This is a genomic window from Clostridium sp. chh4-2 (assembly GCF_002899675.1).
GTDB lineage: Bacteria > Bacillota > Clostridia > Lachnospirales > Lachnospiraceae > CHH4-2.
In genome coordinates this window covers 208,093-223,661 of the sequence record NZ_PKUU01000002.1, presented here as the reverse complement: position 1 = coordinate 223,661, position 15,569 = coordinate 208,093, and the positions used below count along the sequence as shown (strand labels likewise).

14 protein-coding genes are annotated in these 15,569 nt (G+C 46.3%); 2 read left to right on the top strand and 12 right to left on the bottom strand.

Annotation, left to right across the window (positions count from 1 at the left end; all coding sequences use genetic code 11):
• Window positions 1-11: 11 nt before the first annotated feature.
• Window positions 12-839, bottom strand: coding sequence for an alpha/beta hydrolase (locus tag C0033_RS02900; RefSeq protein WP_103226359.1), 828 nt, complete (start codon window positions 837-839; stop codon window positions 12-14).
• Between the two features lie 19 nt (window positions 840-858).
• Window positions 859-1,611, bottom strand: coding sequence for an alpha/beta hydrolase (locus tag C0033_RS02895; protein ID WP_242984396.1), 753 nt, complete (start codon window positions 1,609-1,611; stop codon window positions 859-861).
• A gap of 157 nt (window positions 1,612-1,768) precedes the next feature.
• Between C0033_RS02895 and C0033_RS02890 the strand changes: the two genes are divergently transcribed.
• Window positions 1,769-2,701: a LysR family transcriptional regulator gene (locus tag C0033_RS02890; RefSeq protein ID WP_103226472.1), complete on the top strand. Its 933-nt coding sequence runs from the start codon at window positions 1,769-1,771 to the stop codon at window positions 2,699-2,701.
• Window positions 2,702-2,788: 87 nt separating this feature from the next.
• Complete coding sequence (locus C0033_RS02885) at window positions 2,789-3,568, top strand: hypothetical protein (RefSeq protein WP_146043722.1); 780 nt, start codon at window positions 2,789-2,791, stop codon at window positions 3,566-3,568.
• A 134-nt stretch (window positions 3,569-3,702) separates the two neighbouring features.
• On the opposite strand, the gene C0033_RS02880 is transcribed toward C0033_RS02885, so the two are convergent.
• The 10 genes from C0033_RS02880 to C0033_RS02835 all read right to left on the bottom strand — a co-directional run bounded on the left by C0033_RS02880 (window position 3,703) and on the right by C0033_RS02835 (window position 15,569).
• The gene (locus C0033_RS02880) at window positions 3,703-4,611 is read right to left on the bottom strand and encodes a nucleotidyl transferase AbiEii/AbiGii toxin family protein (RefSeq protein WP_103226357.1); all 909 of its coding nucleotides are present in this window, start codon (window positions 4,609-4,611) and stop codon (window positions 3,703-3,705) included.
• Window positions 4,604-5,209 (bottom strand): type IV toxin-antitoxin system AbiEi family antitoxin domain-containing protein, encoded by a 606-nt coding sequence (locus C0033_RS02875; protein ID WP_103226356.1) that lies wholly within the window; start codon window positions 5,207-5,209, stop codon window positions 4,604-4,606. Before C0033_RS02875 ends, C0033_RS02880 begins: the two co-directional genes overlap by 8 nt.
• Before the next feature lie 393 nt (window positions 5,210-5,602).
• Window positions 5,603-6,997 carry a sodium-dependent transporter gene (locus C0033_RS02870; protein ID WP_103226355.1) on the bottom strand — a complete coding sequence of 465 codons (1,395 nt, stop codon included), beginning with the start codon at window positions 6,995-6,997 and terminating at the stop codon, window positions 5,603-5,605.
• Window positions 6,998-7,075: 78 nt separating this feature from the next.
• Window positions 7,076-8,266, bottom strand: coding sequence for a coenzyme F420-0:L-glutamate ligase (locus C0033_RS02865; RefSeq protein ID WP_103226354.1), 1,191 nt, complete (start codon window positions 8,264-8,266; stop codon window positions 7,076-7,078).
• A 96-nt stretch (window positions 8,267-8,362) separates the two neighbouring features.
• Window positions 8,363-9,619, bottom strand: coding sequence for an HD domain-containing phosphohydrolase (locus tag C0033_RS02860; protein ID WP_103226353.1), 1,257 nt, complete (start codon window positions 9,617-9,619; stop codon window positions 8,363-8,365).
• Window positions 9,620-9,728: 109 nt separating this feature from the next.
• Window positions 9,729-11,090: a DUF4129 domain-containing protein gene (locus C0033_RS02855; RefSeq protein ID WP_103226352.1), complete on the bottom strand. Its 1,362-nt coding sequence runs from the start codon at window positions 11,088-11,090 to the stop codon at window positions 9,729-9,731.
• Entirely contained in the window at window positions 11,074-12,444 is a 1,371-nt protein-coding gene (locus C0033_RS02850) for a DUF58 domain-containing protein (RefSeq protein WP_103226351.1), read from the bottom strand. The genes C0033_RS02855 and C0033_RS02850 overlap by 17 nt, the downstream gene beginning before the upstream one ends.
• A complete protein-coding gene (locus tag C0033_RS02845) occupies window positions 12,425-13,396 on the bottom strand; it encodes a MoxR family ATPase (RefSeq protein WP_103226350.1) in 972 nt (323 codons plus the stop codon). Before C0033_RS02845 ends, C0033_RS02850 begins: the two co-directional genes overlap by 20 nt.
• A 308-nt stretch (window positions 13,397-13,704) precedes the next feature.
• On the bottom strand, window positions 13,705-14,682 hold the full coding sequence (locus C0033_RS02840; protein WP_103226349.1) for a LacI family DNA-binding transcriptional regulator: 978 nt from the start codon (window positions 14,680-14,682) through the stop codon (window positions 13,705-13,707).
• Window positions 14,683-14,774: 92 nt separating this feature from the next.
• Window positions 14,775-15,569 (bottom strand): metallophosphoesterase family protein, encoded by a 795-nt coding sequence (locus C0033_RS02835; protein WP_103226348.1) that lies wholly within the window; start codon window positions 15,567-15,569, stop codon window positions 14,775-14,777.

Here is a 15,569-nt window from a genome sequence, read left to right as displayed (position 1 = left end):
TTCCCTTTTTATTATTTCACTTCTGCCTCTATAAACTCGTCCACAAGCCGGTTAAATGTCTCCGGATCGGAATAAAAGAACATATGACCGCCGTGATCGAAATAATGGTACTGATGTCTGCATTTCATTCTCCTGCACACTTCTTCTGACACGCTGGCCGGTATGCCTCTGGAATTTCCCGCAAATACGATGGACGGCACAGTAAAATGTTCCACAAAGGCCAAAGCGTCCGTATGACAGGTATCCAGATGAAGTTCAATCCCCGTCCACGGCATTGTCAGGGAAATCTCCTCCACAATCCATTTCCGGTCCTCTTCCGTCAATTCCTTACAATCCACCGTATCAAAAAAGTACTGGTAATAAGTTTCCGGATCTCTAAACCACAAACTCCGCCCGCTGATATATTCCTTCACTTTATAGCCGGAAAATTTGTACCCATTCCAGTCTCCATGTGCAAATGGCGAGATAAATGCATCGATAAATCCGATAGCGGACAGCCTGTATTCTTTGTATTCCTCCGCGTATACGCTGATGGCCGAACAGCCTAAAGACCATCCCATCAGCACAACCCCGTCCAAATCCAGGTAATCAATCAGTTCCTTCATATCCCTGGCGTGTCCTTTTAAAGTGTTGCCCTGAAGCGTTTTGGAAGACAGGCCGTAGCCTCTCGGATCAAACGTAATAACCCGGTACTTTTTGCTCAATTCTGCTACATTTCTTTCATAAAATCTTGTCGTACACATGAATCCCGGCACCAGCATCAGCGGTATTCCCCGGCCCCTGTCCTCATAATAGATCATCGCCCCATCCGATGTCTGAAAAAAATCATTTCTGTCCATCTCTTCTCCTTTCCGCCGTTTATTCCATGGCCCGTTCCACTTTTTGAATCAGTTTATTTAAGATAAGAACCCAGTGCTCCCTGTCCTCTGCCATGATCGTATGTCCCCCGTTCAACAGATTAATCTCCACATCCGCAATCCCCTCCTGCATCATTTCAACATGCTTTAGGGTACGCGTTGTATCCAATTTTCCATGTGCGATCACAACCGGGCAGGAAATCTCTTTCAGCCTGGGCCTTAAATCATATTCTCTCAATGTCTTTGCCGCCTGATATACCACTTCCATGGGAATCTTTGAAGCGTATTCAATCATCGTCTTTTTTAATAAAGGTTCAATGGGAAATGCAAAACACCTGTTTAAAAAAGGTTCGAATAACTCCATACTGAACCACTGTTTCCGTATCCGCTCCGGAAGCTCAGGATCTCCATGTCCAATGGTACACGGTCCTGTGTTGGACAGCAAAAGTCCTCCGATCCTGCCTTCTTTATCCTCAGCCGCCGCCTGCATGGCAATCACTCCGCCCGCAGAATATCCGGCCAAAATGACTTTACCCAAATTCATCTGACGGATCAGATCAAGTGTCCTGTTTCCAAGCTCCAATATATCCCACGGCCCTTTCGAATTGCTCCAGTCAATCACCGCCGACTGCCACGGTATCATCTCTCCAATTCCGTCATACACCGCCGGAGCTGAAGCCATGCCTCCGGGAATAAATAAAACTGTCTTTTCGCCTTCCCTGAGACGGCCTGTTATTTCCAGTTTCTCTGCCACCCCCTTCCCTCCTTTCTTCTTGACTTCCTTATATTGGTATTGTAGTATAGAAATTACTATTTGTAAAATACGTATAATCTAATGGTGGATATCGTTTTTATCGATACCTGGGCCAATGTGTTTAAAGGCAGTGAAGACAGAAATGGAGGAAATATCTTTGGAATTGAGAGAATTAAACTACATTTTAACTCTGGCAAAGCATGGGAAGGTTTCGGCTGCAGCCAGCGAGCTCTATATGGCCCAGTCTTCTCTGAGCCAGTTCTTGAAAAATCATGAAGAAAAGCTGGGATTTTCTATTTTTATACGCACGAACCGCGGCCTGATTCCGACAGAAGAAGGGAAACTCTATATTGAAACGGTCAAACAGATTCTCAACCTGCAGCGCAATTTCTACAGCCAGCTTTCCGATCTGGAAAACTTGAAAAGAGGTAATGTGAACTTCGCGCTGTCCCCATTCAGAGCACCATACCTGCTTCCCAAGGTCATTCCGGCCTTCACCCGGCTCTACCCTAATATCAAGCTGACAATCCATGAGTCCGGCATGAAGGAGCAGGAGGAACTGCTGAGCCAGAGCCTTATCGATCTGGGCTTTGTAACGATTCCTATGACCAATCCTTCTCTTCCTTACCGTCACGCGATTGAAGAAGAGATTCTGCTTGCCGTCCCCAAAGATTTTCCTCTTTGTAAAAAAGCCCATCCCGCCGGAAGCACAGGCAGGCCCTGGATCGAGATTAAAGATATTTCCCATCAAAAGCTGCTGCTCTACAGTGTCAATCACAAGCTTCGGGTCTTCGTGGAATCCCTGTTTCAGGAATACCATTTGGAACCGGATATTGTGCAGACCCATAACAGTTTTGAAACGTTAATCCGTCTGGCAAACGTGGGAATGGGCATTACTTTTCTGCCGGAATGCTATTTAGAGCCATTGGATGGACTGCGGCATTTCTCTCTGGGAGAACAGGGGCGGTACCGCTCTTTGGCGCTGGGATATCCGGCCAGCGGATATGTATCGAAAGCGACCAATGCATTTTCTGAAATTGTAATTCAGGAGCTGAAAAAGCAGCAGGAGGCCGCTAAGGGGATTCTATAATTGAATTTTGACATTGTTATCGGAAAGCCTTAAACTAGGGGTGGGGATTTTCTCCTGACCATTTTGTTGCGATTATGAAGGAGCCATATGAAAATTAGAATGATAATTACGGCGTTAGCTTTCTTTGTGTCGGTTTTGTCCGGTTGTGGAAAACACAGTGATTCCTTAAATAACGGTGAACTTGAGGGCTCTCTGGCTTCCTCATTTGAGAGCCGTACGGAGAACGATGTAGAGAGGCAGATACAAGTGATCGCCGACAACATGGACTTGTGGGTTGGTTTAACAGATTACGGGGGGATTTATCAGTACACCGTGACGGATTTAGATCAGAATGGAAGACTGGAACTGATCACCTCCATCAATCAGGGAACCGGCAGATTTACCTACAGTTCCTATTATGAGATCAATGAAGCGATGGATGGGCTGACAGCTTATGAGTTGACGCGGCAGGAAGGTGATTCGGAGGCCGATATTATGGTGAACAGCGTTCCTGTATATTACGATTCCGAGCATGATATTTATCATTATATTTTTGATGATTACATCAGATACAGTTACACGCTCTCCCATGAGAATAAGCGGGCAATCTCTTTAAAAAATGGAGAACTCTCGGAAACAATCCTGGCCTACAAAACCACTCAGTATATGGATTCTTCTACAACGTGTACCTTCAGGGATGGAAATGGGAATGAAATCAGCAATGACCGGTACTGCAATGCAGCAGATATGATCTTCCCCTCCTTCTCCAAAAAAGAGGCGGATTTTTCATGGTATCTGCCAAGAACAGATTCTCCCTTGGTTACCATGGACAGACAAGAGCTTATAGATGTACTTATGGAATCCTATCAGGGGTTTCTGATTCATTAATATAAAAACTCCTCTCAAATGGTGGATAAACTACGTAAGTACCATTTGGGAGGAGTTTCTATTATAATTAATTTAAAAAACAGGTGTAAATAGGGTTGTAATAAGAGGAGGCAGAGCATATCTACCTGGCCTATTTATACACCTCTTTTCTCCCATTCGTTTATTGCAGCAACCCATTGTTCATTGAAACATTTCTCGTTGACTGCTGCCATCATTGGCTTAGTCAGGAATTCCTCTATTGTCCGCAGAACAGTACTATAGTCATCGGTCTTTGTGTCAATCTTGCGGCAAAATGCCTTCCACTTTTTCTGCATTGCTTGGTCATTGTCAAAGGTCATCACCTGTTCAAATTGCTCAACGGTAAAGGTATGGCCACGGTTTTCAAAAGTCTTTCTCAAGGCTTCGGTCAGTAACGCACCATCAAAGTCAAACTTGTTTGCGAGATAGAAGATATCATAGTAATCCTTCATACGGCTGGAAAACTCCATCAGGCTAAGAATGGCATCTATCTTTTCTGCTATAGTAGTTTCAAGGGAATATGTATTCACTGTAGGAGCCACAAAATTGTCTAACTGAGTTGGAATCCTGCGTTTCTCCTGATTCGGCACGATAACATCTCCAACGCCGAAATCGATGCTGAACGGTGTTTTGGTGTTCTTGATTCTTGCTATCATAGAAGCACCGATACCGGCGTATTTCTTTGCGGCGGCAATAGGTGCAATATCTGTAATTTCGAATATCACAAAATCATTATCCGTAGGCGTGGCGATAATTTCTTCCAGCACTTTTTCCAACGCTTCCGGGGTATTAGAAACTCTCCTGAGCAGGAAATCAACATCCACAGTTACACGGCTGTCAAAGTCGGTAACAGAGTAAATGAATAACCCGCCTTTCAGAACAAGGTTTTCAGCATACTTGGATTTTTCTAATCGACGCAGAAATTCTTCTTGGCAAAAGAGTTGCAGACAAAGTTGATAACTTCTTCCGCTTTCTTTGGCTTTGTTTTTTAGTCGTGCAAGCACGGATGCAGCAATATCAGCCATTAAGCAGCACCTCCATCAGTTCGGTAACTTTCTTATACACTCTTAGTTTCTTTGCGTACACAGAAAGATTTTGTAGATTTTTTTTAGTATCACTAGCATAGGCATTAAGTGCCTTATTAAAGATTTCACGGTCCAGTCTTGTGCGATATTTGAAGCAATCACAAATTGTGCGCTCTCGGTCATATACAGAAAGCATAACTCCGTTAAAGTCATCGGTTATTTTTCCAAGTTCATATATCTCAGGTTGAACATAGTAAGTTTGCAAAGCCAATACGTCCACATCCAGCTTTGTTCGGGACATGGATCTAGGTACAGCTATAGACCATTTACGGGGAGCAAAGTCACTATATCCATAATGAAAAAGAGCAGATTCAACACAGACAACTCCCTTTGGAATAAGTGTCGCAAGGAGTTGTTCTTCTGAAGATGTATCCCCTTCTGCAAGTTGATAATAACCGTGCCGTATGCGTTCAAGGTACCCAGCATTGCACATATTAACAACATCGACAGCACGCATTCCTTCTGCAACAAAATCGGCAGATTTAGCAACACCTCCCTTTTCAACGATTACTTTTTTTGCATGTTCTCGTATATTCACACATTCACCAACTTTCTATTATTAAAAATTACGCACATTCCAATCCTTGTTGTGTTTGGATTTTATTATATCATTTGAATTTATTTTTTCAATATAATTACACACAAATTTCATTTTTTGTGTTAGAAAATATTAAAATTCTATCGAAAAACAGCTAAATAGTACTGGAAGTAGAAAAGAAAATATTCCTACGCCAATGCGGCAAATGATTCTCTTCCCCATTACTATGAGATACCCAATCCCGTCGGCGAATATTTAAAACAATTTTTGCAGTAACCATCTGTTTTGGACTATGCTGCAAAAATCAGTGCAAAAAAAACGGGGAGAGAAAATCCCTAGCCAATCGACTTTCCCTGGCCGGAATCTTCCCTCCCCTTTCATGCGTCTCTCTCTTTACAGATGAATCCACCCAAATGCATTAGCAATGGAACTCACCAGAATCAGCAGAATGCACACCGGAGCCACATATTTAACTAAATAGCCATAAAGTTTCTCCCTCTTAAACTCCGAAGAAATCTTAACTTCTTTTGAAATTCTCTTAAATCCAACAACCCTCACAATCAGAATACAGGTGCACAGCGCCGCCACCGGCATCATCACTGAATTGCTCAAAAAGTCCAGGAAATCCAGAATGCTCATCTTTAAAGGCTGGACAAAACTCCATACCCCGAATCCGCAGGCACAGGCCGTACCGATTAAAAACATCACCACCGCCATAATCAGACTGCATGTTTTCCTGCTCCATCCGCTCTGATCCACGATGGTGGAAACGCTGGTTTCCATCAGTGAGATGGCGCTGGTCAGCGCAGCAAATAAAACCATCAGGAAAAACACAAACCCGATCACATTCCCCATCCCCATGCTTGCAAATACCTTAGGAATGGTGATGAACATCAATGACGGCCCCGCCTTCAGAGTGGCCGAATCCCCGCCGGAGAACGCAAATACGGCCGGAATGATCATAAGGCCAGCTAAAAGAGCGATCATCGTATCAAAAATCTCAATCTGTTTCGTGGATTTTTCGATATCCACATCCTTTTTAATATAAGAACCGTAAGTATACAGCACTCCCATGGCAATGGAAAGGGAATAAAACATCTGTCCCATGGCGGCCACAACCGTCATAAAGGAAAAATTCTTAAAATTAGGGATCAGGAAATATTTAACCCCTTCCATCGCTCCCGGACGGGTGACGGAATATCCTGCTACGAACACTGCAAGAATTACCAAAAGGGGCATCATGGTCTTGGAGACCTTTTCCACGCCCTGTTCCACTCCGGCAACAATTACTAAAAATACGGCGATGCCGAATACCACAAACCACAATTCCACGCTTTTTGAATCAGTGATGAAGGAATCGAAATATCCGTCGGCCGCCAGATACGCAGAACCGCCCTTCACATATTCAAACAGATACTTTGCCACCCAGCCTCCGATTACGCAGTAATAGGGAACGATTACCATAGGAATTACCGCATTGATCCAGCCTCCGAACCGGAACAGCTTTCCATTACCAAACGTCGTAAATGCGCCTACCGGACTTTTTCCCGTCATGCGGCCGAGAGCCGTTTCTGAGACAATCAGCGCATATCCAAAGGTCACCACCAGTATCAGATAAACCAGCAGGAAAATTCCTCCGCCGTATTTTGCCGCCAAATATGGAAACCTCCATATATTGCCCAGGCCCACGGCTGAACCGGCAACGGCCATGATATAGCCCAATTTTCCGGAGAAGCTCCCCCTCGCTTCTCCCTCCGGCGCCAGATTTTGACCGCCTTCTTTCTTCATTTAATTTCTCCACCTTTCTCTTCTTGTACCAAATGCATACATAAGGCTGCCGCAATATCTGCAACAGCCTTATCAGCACTAATTTGTAAAATTATCAAAATATCCCTGAACCAATATTACCGGAGTTCCCTTATCGCCGGAACCGCTGGTTAAATCGCACAGAGAGCCGATCAGATCGGTCAGCCTTCTTGGCGTGGTTCCCTGGGAGGCCATATCTCCTACCAGATTGTCTTCCTTTTCCTGAATTCTTCTGGAAATCGCTTCCTTTAACGCTTCTCCTGTCAAATCCTTGAAATCATTATCTGCAAGATATTTTAACTTCACCTCGTTTGGAGTTCCTTCAAGCCCCGGCGTATAAGCCGGAGACACACAAGGGTCTGCCAATTCCCATATCTTTCCAACCGGATCTTTAAATGCTCCGTCTCCATAAACCATGACTTCCACATGTTTACCGGTCTTCTCAAGAATCTGGCTCTGGATATCCATCACGAAATCCGTGCACTCCTGCGGGAATAATTTGATGGTTCCTTCTGTTGATTTATTAGAACCCAGAAGTCCATAGCTTTGATTAAAACCGCTTCCGTCAACCGAAGAGGTCAGAATATCGTCCAGGCCGCAGACGCGCTCAGCGCCGGCTTCTCTTAAAATGCGTTTTGTTCTGACTCTTGTATGTATATCGCAGTTTAACACATTCTTTGTATACTTCAAAATTTCTTTTGGCTGATTGGCAAATATTACGGTAACTTCCGCTCCGGCTTCCCGGATCAGACTGCTGTAATACTCCACGTAGTCAACCCCTGTAAACGGATGCTTGTTCTCGCCAAATAATTCGCGGTACTGCTCCAGCGTCAGCACATCGCTGTATGGATTAATTCCCGCATCGTCCAGCTGATCCTGGGATACCAGGGAATTGCCCACTTCATCACTTGGATAGCTCAGCATGAGCACAACCTTTTTTGCACCCATGGCGATTCCTCTGAGGCAGACAGCAAAACGGTTTCTGGAAAGAATCGGGAAGATAACTCCGATCGTTTCTCCGCCTAATTTCTCCTTAACATCCTTAGCAATCGCTTCCACGGAAGCATAATTTCCCTGGGCTCTTGCCACGATTGATTCCGTAACTGAGATTACATCTCTGTCTCTTAATTCAAAGCCTTCGCTTTCTGCCGCTTCTAAAACACTGGATACTACGATGTCTGCCAACGGGTCACCTTCCCGGATAATCGGACAACGAATTCCTCTTGAAATAGTTCCTACTCTGCGTTCCATTGCAACTCCACCATTCTATTTTAATTTCTTTTGTATTGCACATACTTTTTTATTATACAGTAATTTTATGGATATGTAAAAGAAATTTTCATTCTGTTATTGAAATTGTAGCATCAGGCGCTCATATTCACTGTTTAAACCATTATAAATCCTTAAAATGGGGCTGCAGCGCATCTTGACCGCATCCGTAATTTCATCAAAATGTTCGATCATGGTATCCACCACATCGGAATCGACCAGTCCCAGATCCGCCTGCTGCCTGATAATAGCGATCACCTTTTCATTGGGATAAGATTCCTTATAGCTTCTGGTTCCCAACAGGGCGCTGACCATATCCGCCACCGCCACGATCCGCTCCTCTAAGGAAAGCTGTTCTGCCTTCAATTTCTTAGGATAGCCGGAACCGTTCAGTTTTTCATGGTGCCTTAACGCAATCTGAGCCGTCACCGGATCGATCACGCCTCCCAGTATCTTTTCCGTAATGTCCACATGGGTTCTCATGATGGCCATCGCCTGATTGCTCAGCCTTCCCGGAAATTCCAGAATTTCCACCGGTATTCCGATCTTTCCCAGGTCATGAAGCATGGCTCCGTAATACACATGGCGTACCCGTTCCTCATCCAGTCCCATCAGTTTTGCCACCAGATAACTGATATTGGTGGTGGTAATCGTGTGGGTAACCGTGTGACAGCTTCTGAAATCTATGGCAAATGTCATCATCTTCAGATATTCGTCTGCCTCTTCTGTTTTCATATCCACATTCTCTATTACATCTTCAAATCCAATACCCCGGTCCAGACATTCCAACAGGTCATACCGTTCCTCCGCCTCAAAAAACAGATCCACGACCTCACTGTAAAACCGCCTGCCTCTGGACGCATTCAGAATATCAAACAATTTTTCCCGTTCTTCAATCCCGCGCTGGTCCAGAAACAGATCCACCCGGTCAGCCAGATTCAAAATCTGAGCCAGAACCTTATTATCTGAAGTAAACCGATCCAGTTTTTCTGCGCTCACATGATGGAACAGCACAGCGTCCGCCCATTTTCTCAGCGGGGACAAGTAGTACAAAAACAAGTATCCGTAAATGGAATGCCCCCATATATTTTCCGACTCAAACCGCACCATCTGGGCAATTTCTTCCGTTTTGTATGCTCCTACGTCATGTAACAGCGCGAGAAAACAGATGTCTTGTTTTTCTTTTTGATCATAGATCCCCTGTACTTCCAAAAGTCTGGAAACCAGAAATGCAACTCTCATCCCATGGTCTATCAGTCTCGAATCCACCTCATTTAATGTCCTTTGTATCATTCCGCTTATATTGCTGCAATTTACTATGGACGTCTCTGTCATTATTTAATTCCTTCCCCTATTATTTTCCTGTAACAAACCCATCCCCCTATCATAGCATATCAAGTTTTGGGAATCAAGCGATGGATAATTCTGGAGATTTTCCGTTCTTTTACGAACTCATTTTTTTCAGATTTTTTATTGCCTCTTCATACCGGAAAAGCTCTTCCCTTCTGCATTTTTCCTGAACCGAACCATAGTAAATCCTGTCCAAAACGCCGGCCAGCGCATCCAATGCATCAGCATCGCTTCCGTCTGCATTTTCCCGCACCATATCTGCTTTTTCAGTTCTCATCCATGCCGCTATTCTCCGCAGATACTCTCCCGGGCTTTCCCATCTCTGTCTGGGCATCTTTTTCTGTTTTCCAATCCGCTCCGCGCAGACCAGCAGCCCTTCCGGCGTCTTTTGGTATTTTCGAAACAGATATTCAAACTGCGCCAAGTCCCATATCTTTCGTGCTCCCTGAATCATAGCAGTGAAAAAATGATTTTTTCTCACGACTCTCTTTTTTACATTTTCGCGTTTAACCCGTTTTATTCGGAAGCTGCGAAACCGGTAAAGTATGAAACACACGGCAAAAATCAGGACTGCTGTCAAAAATACCCAAAGCACCCAGTCAGGAAGCCGCCGGACCGCCTCGTCAGCCGCCCTTTCAATCTCTTCCTGCATGGGCATTTTAATCGCTTCTTCCGTTTCCTGCGGAGCATCCGGCAGAAGAAGGGCCAGGAGATACAAAATCTTAGCCAGTACAAATCCAATCGCCTGAAAAATGACATATAATATGTGCCCTATGGATTTCATCACCAGCAGCAGCACATCCACCGCGCTGTGCACCTGCCCGGAAGCGGCTCCCGTCACCACTCCGGTCACAATGACAATGGCGCCGGACACAACTGCCAGCACCAGCCTGCTTCCTGCGCCGGAACCTTGTATTACAGATACGCCTTCCTCCCTGGTCCGTATCTGGTTCACACAAACCAAATCCAGAAAAATGGCGGACATCGATAACAGGATAACTTCCCGGGCGGGTTCCAGATGGTTATCAAAAACAGCATACAGATAAAAGGCCAGAAGCACCACCAGTCCGTCCACATACCTCAGTATGCTGTTGGCAGACGGAAGCCGCCAGGCCGCCGCCGCTCCATGCATTCCCACCGCCACTGCTCCGCAGGATAAAAAAGCAGGAAACATGGAAAAACCCGCTGAACAGTAAGAACCATTTACAATAAAATATGTGCCCGCCAAAAGAGCCGCCGCATTGCCAATCAGATATAAGTTAAACGAGATGCCCATCCCTGTCATTATATAATCAGCCAACATCTGCATCAGTATAATCAGAACCCATACAAATACCGGAATTGATACGGTCTGAATCTTTGTAAAGGTGGGAACCATATATAAAATAAGACAGACAACTGCCATATCGGACAAAAGTACGCAAAAGCCCCTCAGATAATCACGAATTCTGTCCACGTTCTCCCTCCCTTTCTCTTCCGTAAATACCATCTCCCATACCGAGGCCGACCTGTGCAGAATCATCGTTCTCCATGCCAAGCCCCGCCGCTTCGCTGATCTCGTCCGCATAGATATATCCGCAATCCAGAGCTTCCTGCCCTGTTTTCTTTTGTACCAGACAGCTGACGCGGCTCCGGCCAAGGCGTGCCGCCATATCTCCGAACTCATTTCTATCATCCGTTCTGGTACAGATATAGATGTTTCCCATCTTATGACTGGACTGCCAGAACGTCTCGTATGGGAAGACCGTTTCTTCCCCCCGGTAATCGATCAGGGACAGCGCCTCCATACATTCGGAAAGGGACGGCCGCCCCTCCCCCGGAATGCTGACCACCGCCTCACGCTCTCCATATGCAGGCAGAACCAGAGCGCTCGCCACCTGCTTTTTTGCCAGTTCGGTCATCAGGGATGCAGTCAGGCTGATCATCTGTTCCAGGTCATTTTCCAGCAAAATCCGTTCTTCAAAGGTGCCTCCCTGCTGGTTTTCATGCCGGATCACCCGGACAAAACCGGATAAATCCAAGATAAATGCCGCGCATCCCGGCATCACCGTTTCGTAGATATTTACATTCATCTGTCCGCTGGAAGCTAAAAGCCTCCAGTTAATCTTCTTCATGGGATCTCCCGGCCGGTAGGGGCGGCTGCTCTTTAAGATCGTAATATCTTCGGTCTGGCCTTTGTTTAACGCGGCTGCTTCCTGGGTGATTCTTAAAAACCGGCTGATTTTCACCGGAACCAGTTTCGGATAGATCAGAACTCTGACCGGGACGGAAAGCTCATACCAGTCCTCCTTCGCGGACAGCCCAAATCCGTCTCCCGCCTGCAGCCCGATCCCCTCAAACACAAAAGCGCCGCGGCGAACCGTTTCCAGCTTCTCTTCCCAACTGATCTCCTGCTGCCATAAAAGCCACACAAACCGCTCCCTGATCCCGGTCTCGGCGTCCTCTTTCCCTTTCAGAAAATACCAGGCAAATGAATCCGATTCCGCCTGCTTCACCACCGGCCTGGTTCCTGTGGGTAAGATCACATCCAGCCAGACTAAAGGAAACAGGCTGTTATTTTTAACATTCAGCTTTATTTCACAGGATTCCCCCACATGACAGACCGGATTTACCGCCTCCGCCCGTATCTCTACATGGCGGCAGACGCCCCTGCTCCATGCATAAGAGCTGAGACACATCAGAAAGAAGAGGAATAAAAAGGCGGAGATCAGCCGCGCATGAAAATAACTGGCTGTCACTGCGAAAAACAAAAGACAGCATAAGCCCGGAATTCCCACAAACCGGCTGTTTCTACTCTGTTTTTCTTCCATTGAACAGCTCCTTTTTATAAGGCGGCACCTCTGTCTCCTGCAGAAGTTCCGTCAAAACCGATTCAGGCGTCTTCTTCTGAAATCCGGCGTCACTGGTCAAAACTACCCTGTGGTTCATAACCGGCAGCCATATCATTTTAATATCTTCCGGTATCACATAATCCCGTCCCTGCATAGCCGCATAAGTTTTACTGCCCTGATACAGGCACCTGGATGCCCTGGGGCTGGCTCCCTGTTTCAGCCAGACGCATTTTCTGGTCTTCTGCACCAGCTCCACAATATACCGGCTGCAGGAATCCGAAACCTGAACCCGGCTGATCTGTTCTCTCAGCTCCTGCAATAAAGACGGGTCCGTCACCGCATTCACCTCTTCATAAGGAGTTCTGTCCCCCAGCTTCGCAAGAATCGCCATCTCCTCCTCCGCCTCCGGATATCCCAGAGAAATGCAGATAAAGAAACGGTCCAGCTGAGCCGCAGGCAGCATAAACGTGCTCTCCCGCTCCACCGGATTCTGGGTTGCCATCACCAAAAACGGCTGCGGAAGCATCAGCGTTTTCCCGTCTATCGTGGTCTGTCCCTCTTCCATGGCCTCCAATAACGCGGACTGGGTTCTCGGGATCGCCCGGTTGATCTCATCCGCCAAGAGAATATTCGTATGCACCGGACCTTTTACCAGTTCAAATTCCGATGTTTTCTGATTGAACACAGTCATCCCCACAATATCGGAGGGAAGCAGGTCCGGGGTGAACTGGAGCCGTTTAAAGCCGCATCCCAATGCAATGGACAGAGTTTTTACCAGCGTTGTCTTCCCGCTTCCGGGCAGATCGTTCAGCAGCACATGGCCGCCTGACAGCGCCGCCATCAGGATCATATCGATCTGGGCGCGTTTGCCTACAATAATTTTTTCCGTTTCCTGTTCCAGGAGTTTTGTATAATGAGCAACAGACTGCATAAATACTTCCTTTCTTTTGTTTGATCTCGGCGTTTCCTTCTATTTTATCACAATATGCTTTCCTTTTCCCGGTTTTTCTGAGATTTCAGGGTTGGGGAGTATGGAGGTGTTTGCAGATTATTATGTTAGGAGAGGGGATGCAGGAAGAGAGCTCCCGGACGGGGGCGGCTAAGGCGCCGGCCTCCCGTTCAGGAGCTCTCTTTCTTCACATTTTTTACATTAATCCTTTAGGCATTTTCAGAAATGCCTTCGCCCTTTACATTAAAACCCTAAGGCATTTTCGAAAATGCCTTCACCCTTTACTTTAATTACGTAGTCTCCCCTTCTCTGAGCGTCACATCAAACACCGTTTCGCTTTTTGTCATCCGGCTGCCGTCTATCAGCTTAACCACGTTTTCCACCGCCGCGCAGGCCAAGTCTTCGATAGGCTGAACGACAGCTGTAACCGGCCGCTCTACTCCCATCGTTAAAATAGTTCCGTCACAAGCGATCATCCTCATCTGTTCCGGCACCTGAATCCCTTGATGATGGGCATATTGAAGACAGGATGCAATCAGCATATCCGCTGCAAAGATGCCGTCCGCATCCGGATGTTCCCTGAATATCCGTTCTGCGAATTCCAAATTATAGGCCAGATCAAAATGATTCCATCCCATTTCCATATCATATACCGTTCCGCCGTGACTTTCAAAATAAGAATGGAAGGCATCATGGCGTTCGTGTGACGGAGTGCTGACGATTCTGGCTCCAGAACTCTGAACCACCTTTTTACATCCGGCTTTCAACAAACGGTCTGCCGCCAGTTCCCCCTCTTTTTTATGGTCGGAACGCACAATTGGGATATCGTCATTGATATAACGGTCCAGTGCTACCACGGGACGGTTCAGATTTTCATAGATATCCAGTCTCAGGGAATGGGCTCCCATTATGATCCCGTCCATCATCTGACGCTTCAGCATATCAATGCATTCTTCTTCTCCATTTTTCCTGTTAGTCGTGGAACAAACCATGGTTTTATAACCATGGTCATATAGGCACATTTCTGCATATTGAATGAATGTAGAAAAGAAAGGATGGGACATATCCGGCACAATAATGCCCACAATATTGGTCTTATTGCGGTACAGATTGCGGGCCAGTTCGTTGGGAGTATAGTTCAGTTCCTTCATGGAGCGCTCCACTTTTTCCCTGGTTTCCGCAGATACATAGCCCGTTTTATTTAATACCAAAGACACGGTGCTGGGCGCCACTTTTGCGTGTCTTGCAACATCTTTTATACTTACCATAAGCCACCTCTGTTTCCATCCTATTATACCTTCCCGGCAGTTTTCCTGTCAATTGACAATCAACAGAGTTTCCAAACGGCGAGTTTTCAGCATTACTGATCACAGCCCTGTAAATCCCCTGACGACAGGCCGGATTCCGGCAGCGGTTCCCGGCTTGTGGCCGCATCTCCAAAAAAGAAAAAGGCGTCCTGCAATTCTGTGGTCATCATGATATTCTTTTCCAGATACTCATACGCAGCTTTTAATGAACGGCTTCTGTCATAAGGAACACTTCGAAAGGATATGGTTCCATCCTGGATCACCATATATTCCGCATTCTTGCTTGGATCATCCGGCCTCCTGTAGGAGACGCTTCCAGGATTCAGCCAAAGCAGATTCTCCCCTAAAATATGAATTCCCTGTCTGTGAGTGTGGCCGAAAACCATCCGTTTTTCCTTCACCGTTTTACCCATTTCCTTCACGTGACTGTTCCAGAACCGGTTAAACTGATCAGAACTTTCCACGGTCTCATATCCGGTACCATACTGATGGCAGATAAGGTACCCGGCTCCATCCGCTTCCAGATACAGGGTTTCAGGCAGCCGGTCCAGGTAAGCGATATTCTCACCACCGAGCTGGCCGCAGGTATGGTGCACCCATTTAAATTCTCCGGGCTGAACCTGCTTCCAAGGGGTGTCCCGGAAGATGTGGACGGTGTGGGCATCATGATTGCCTTTTACAACACGGACGTTATGCCTCTTGATCCAGCCGATCACCTCTTTTGGAAATACCCCGTAATCCGTGAGATCACCGGCGCAGATAATCTCGTCCGCACCGCCTTCCCTGTTCCATACGGCTTCCAGCGCATCGATGTTGCCGTGAATATCCGATATCACCAGTATCTTCAT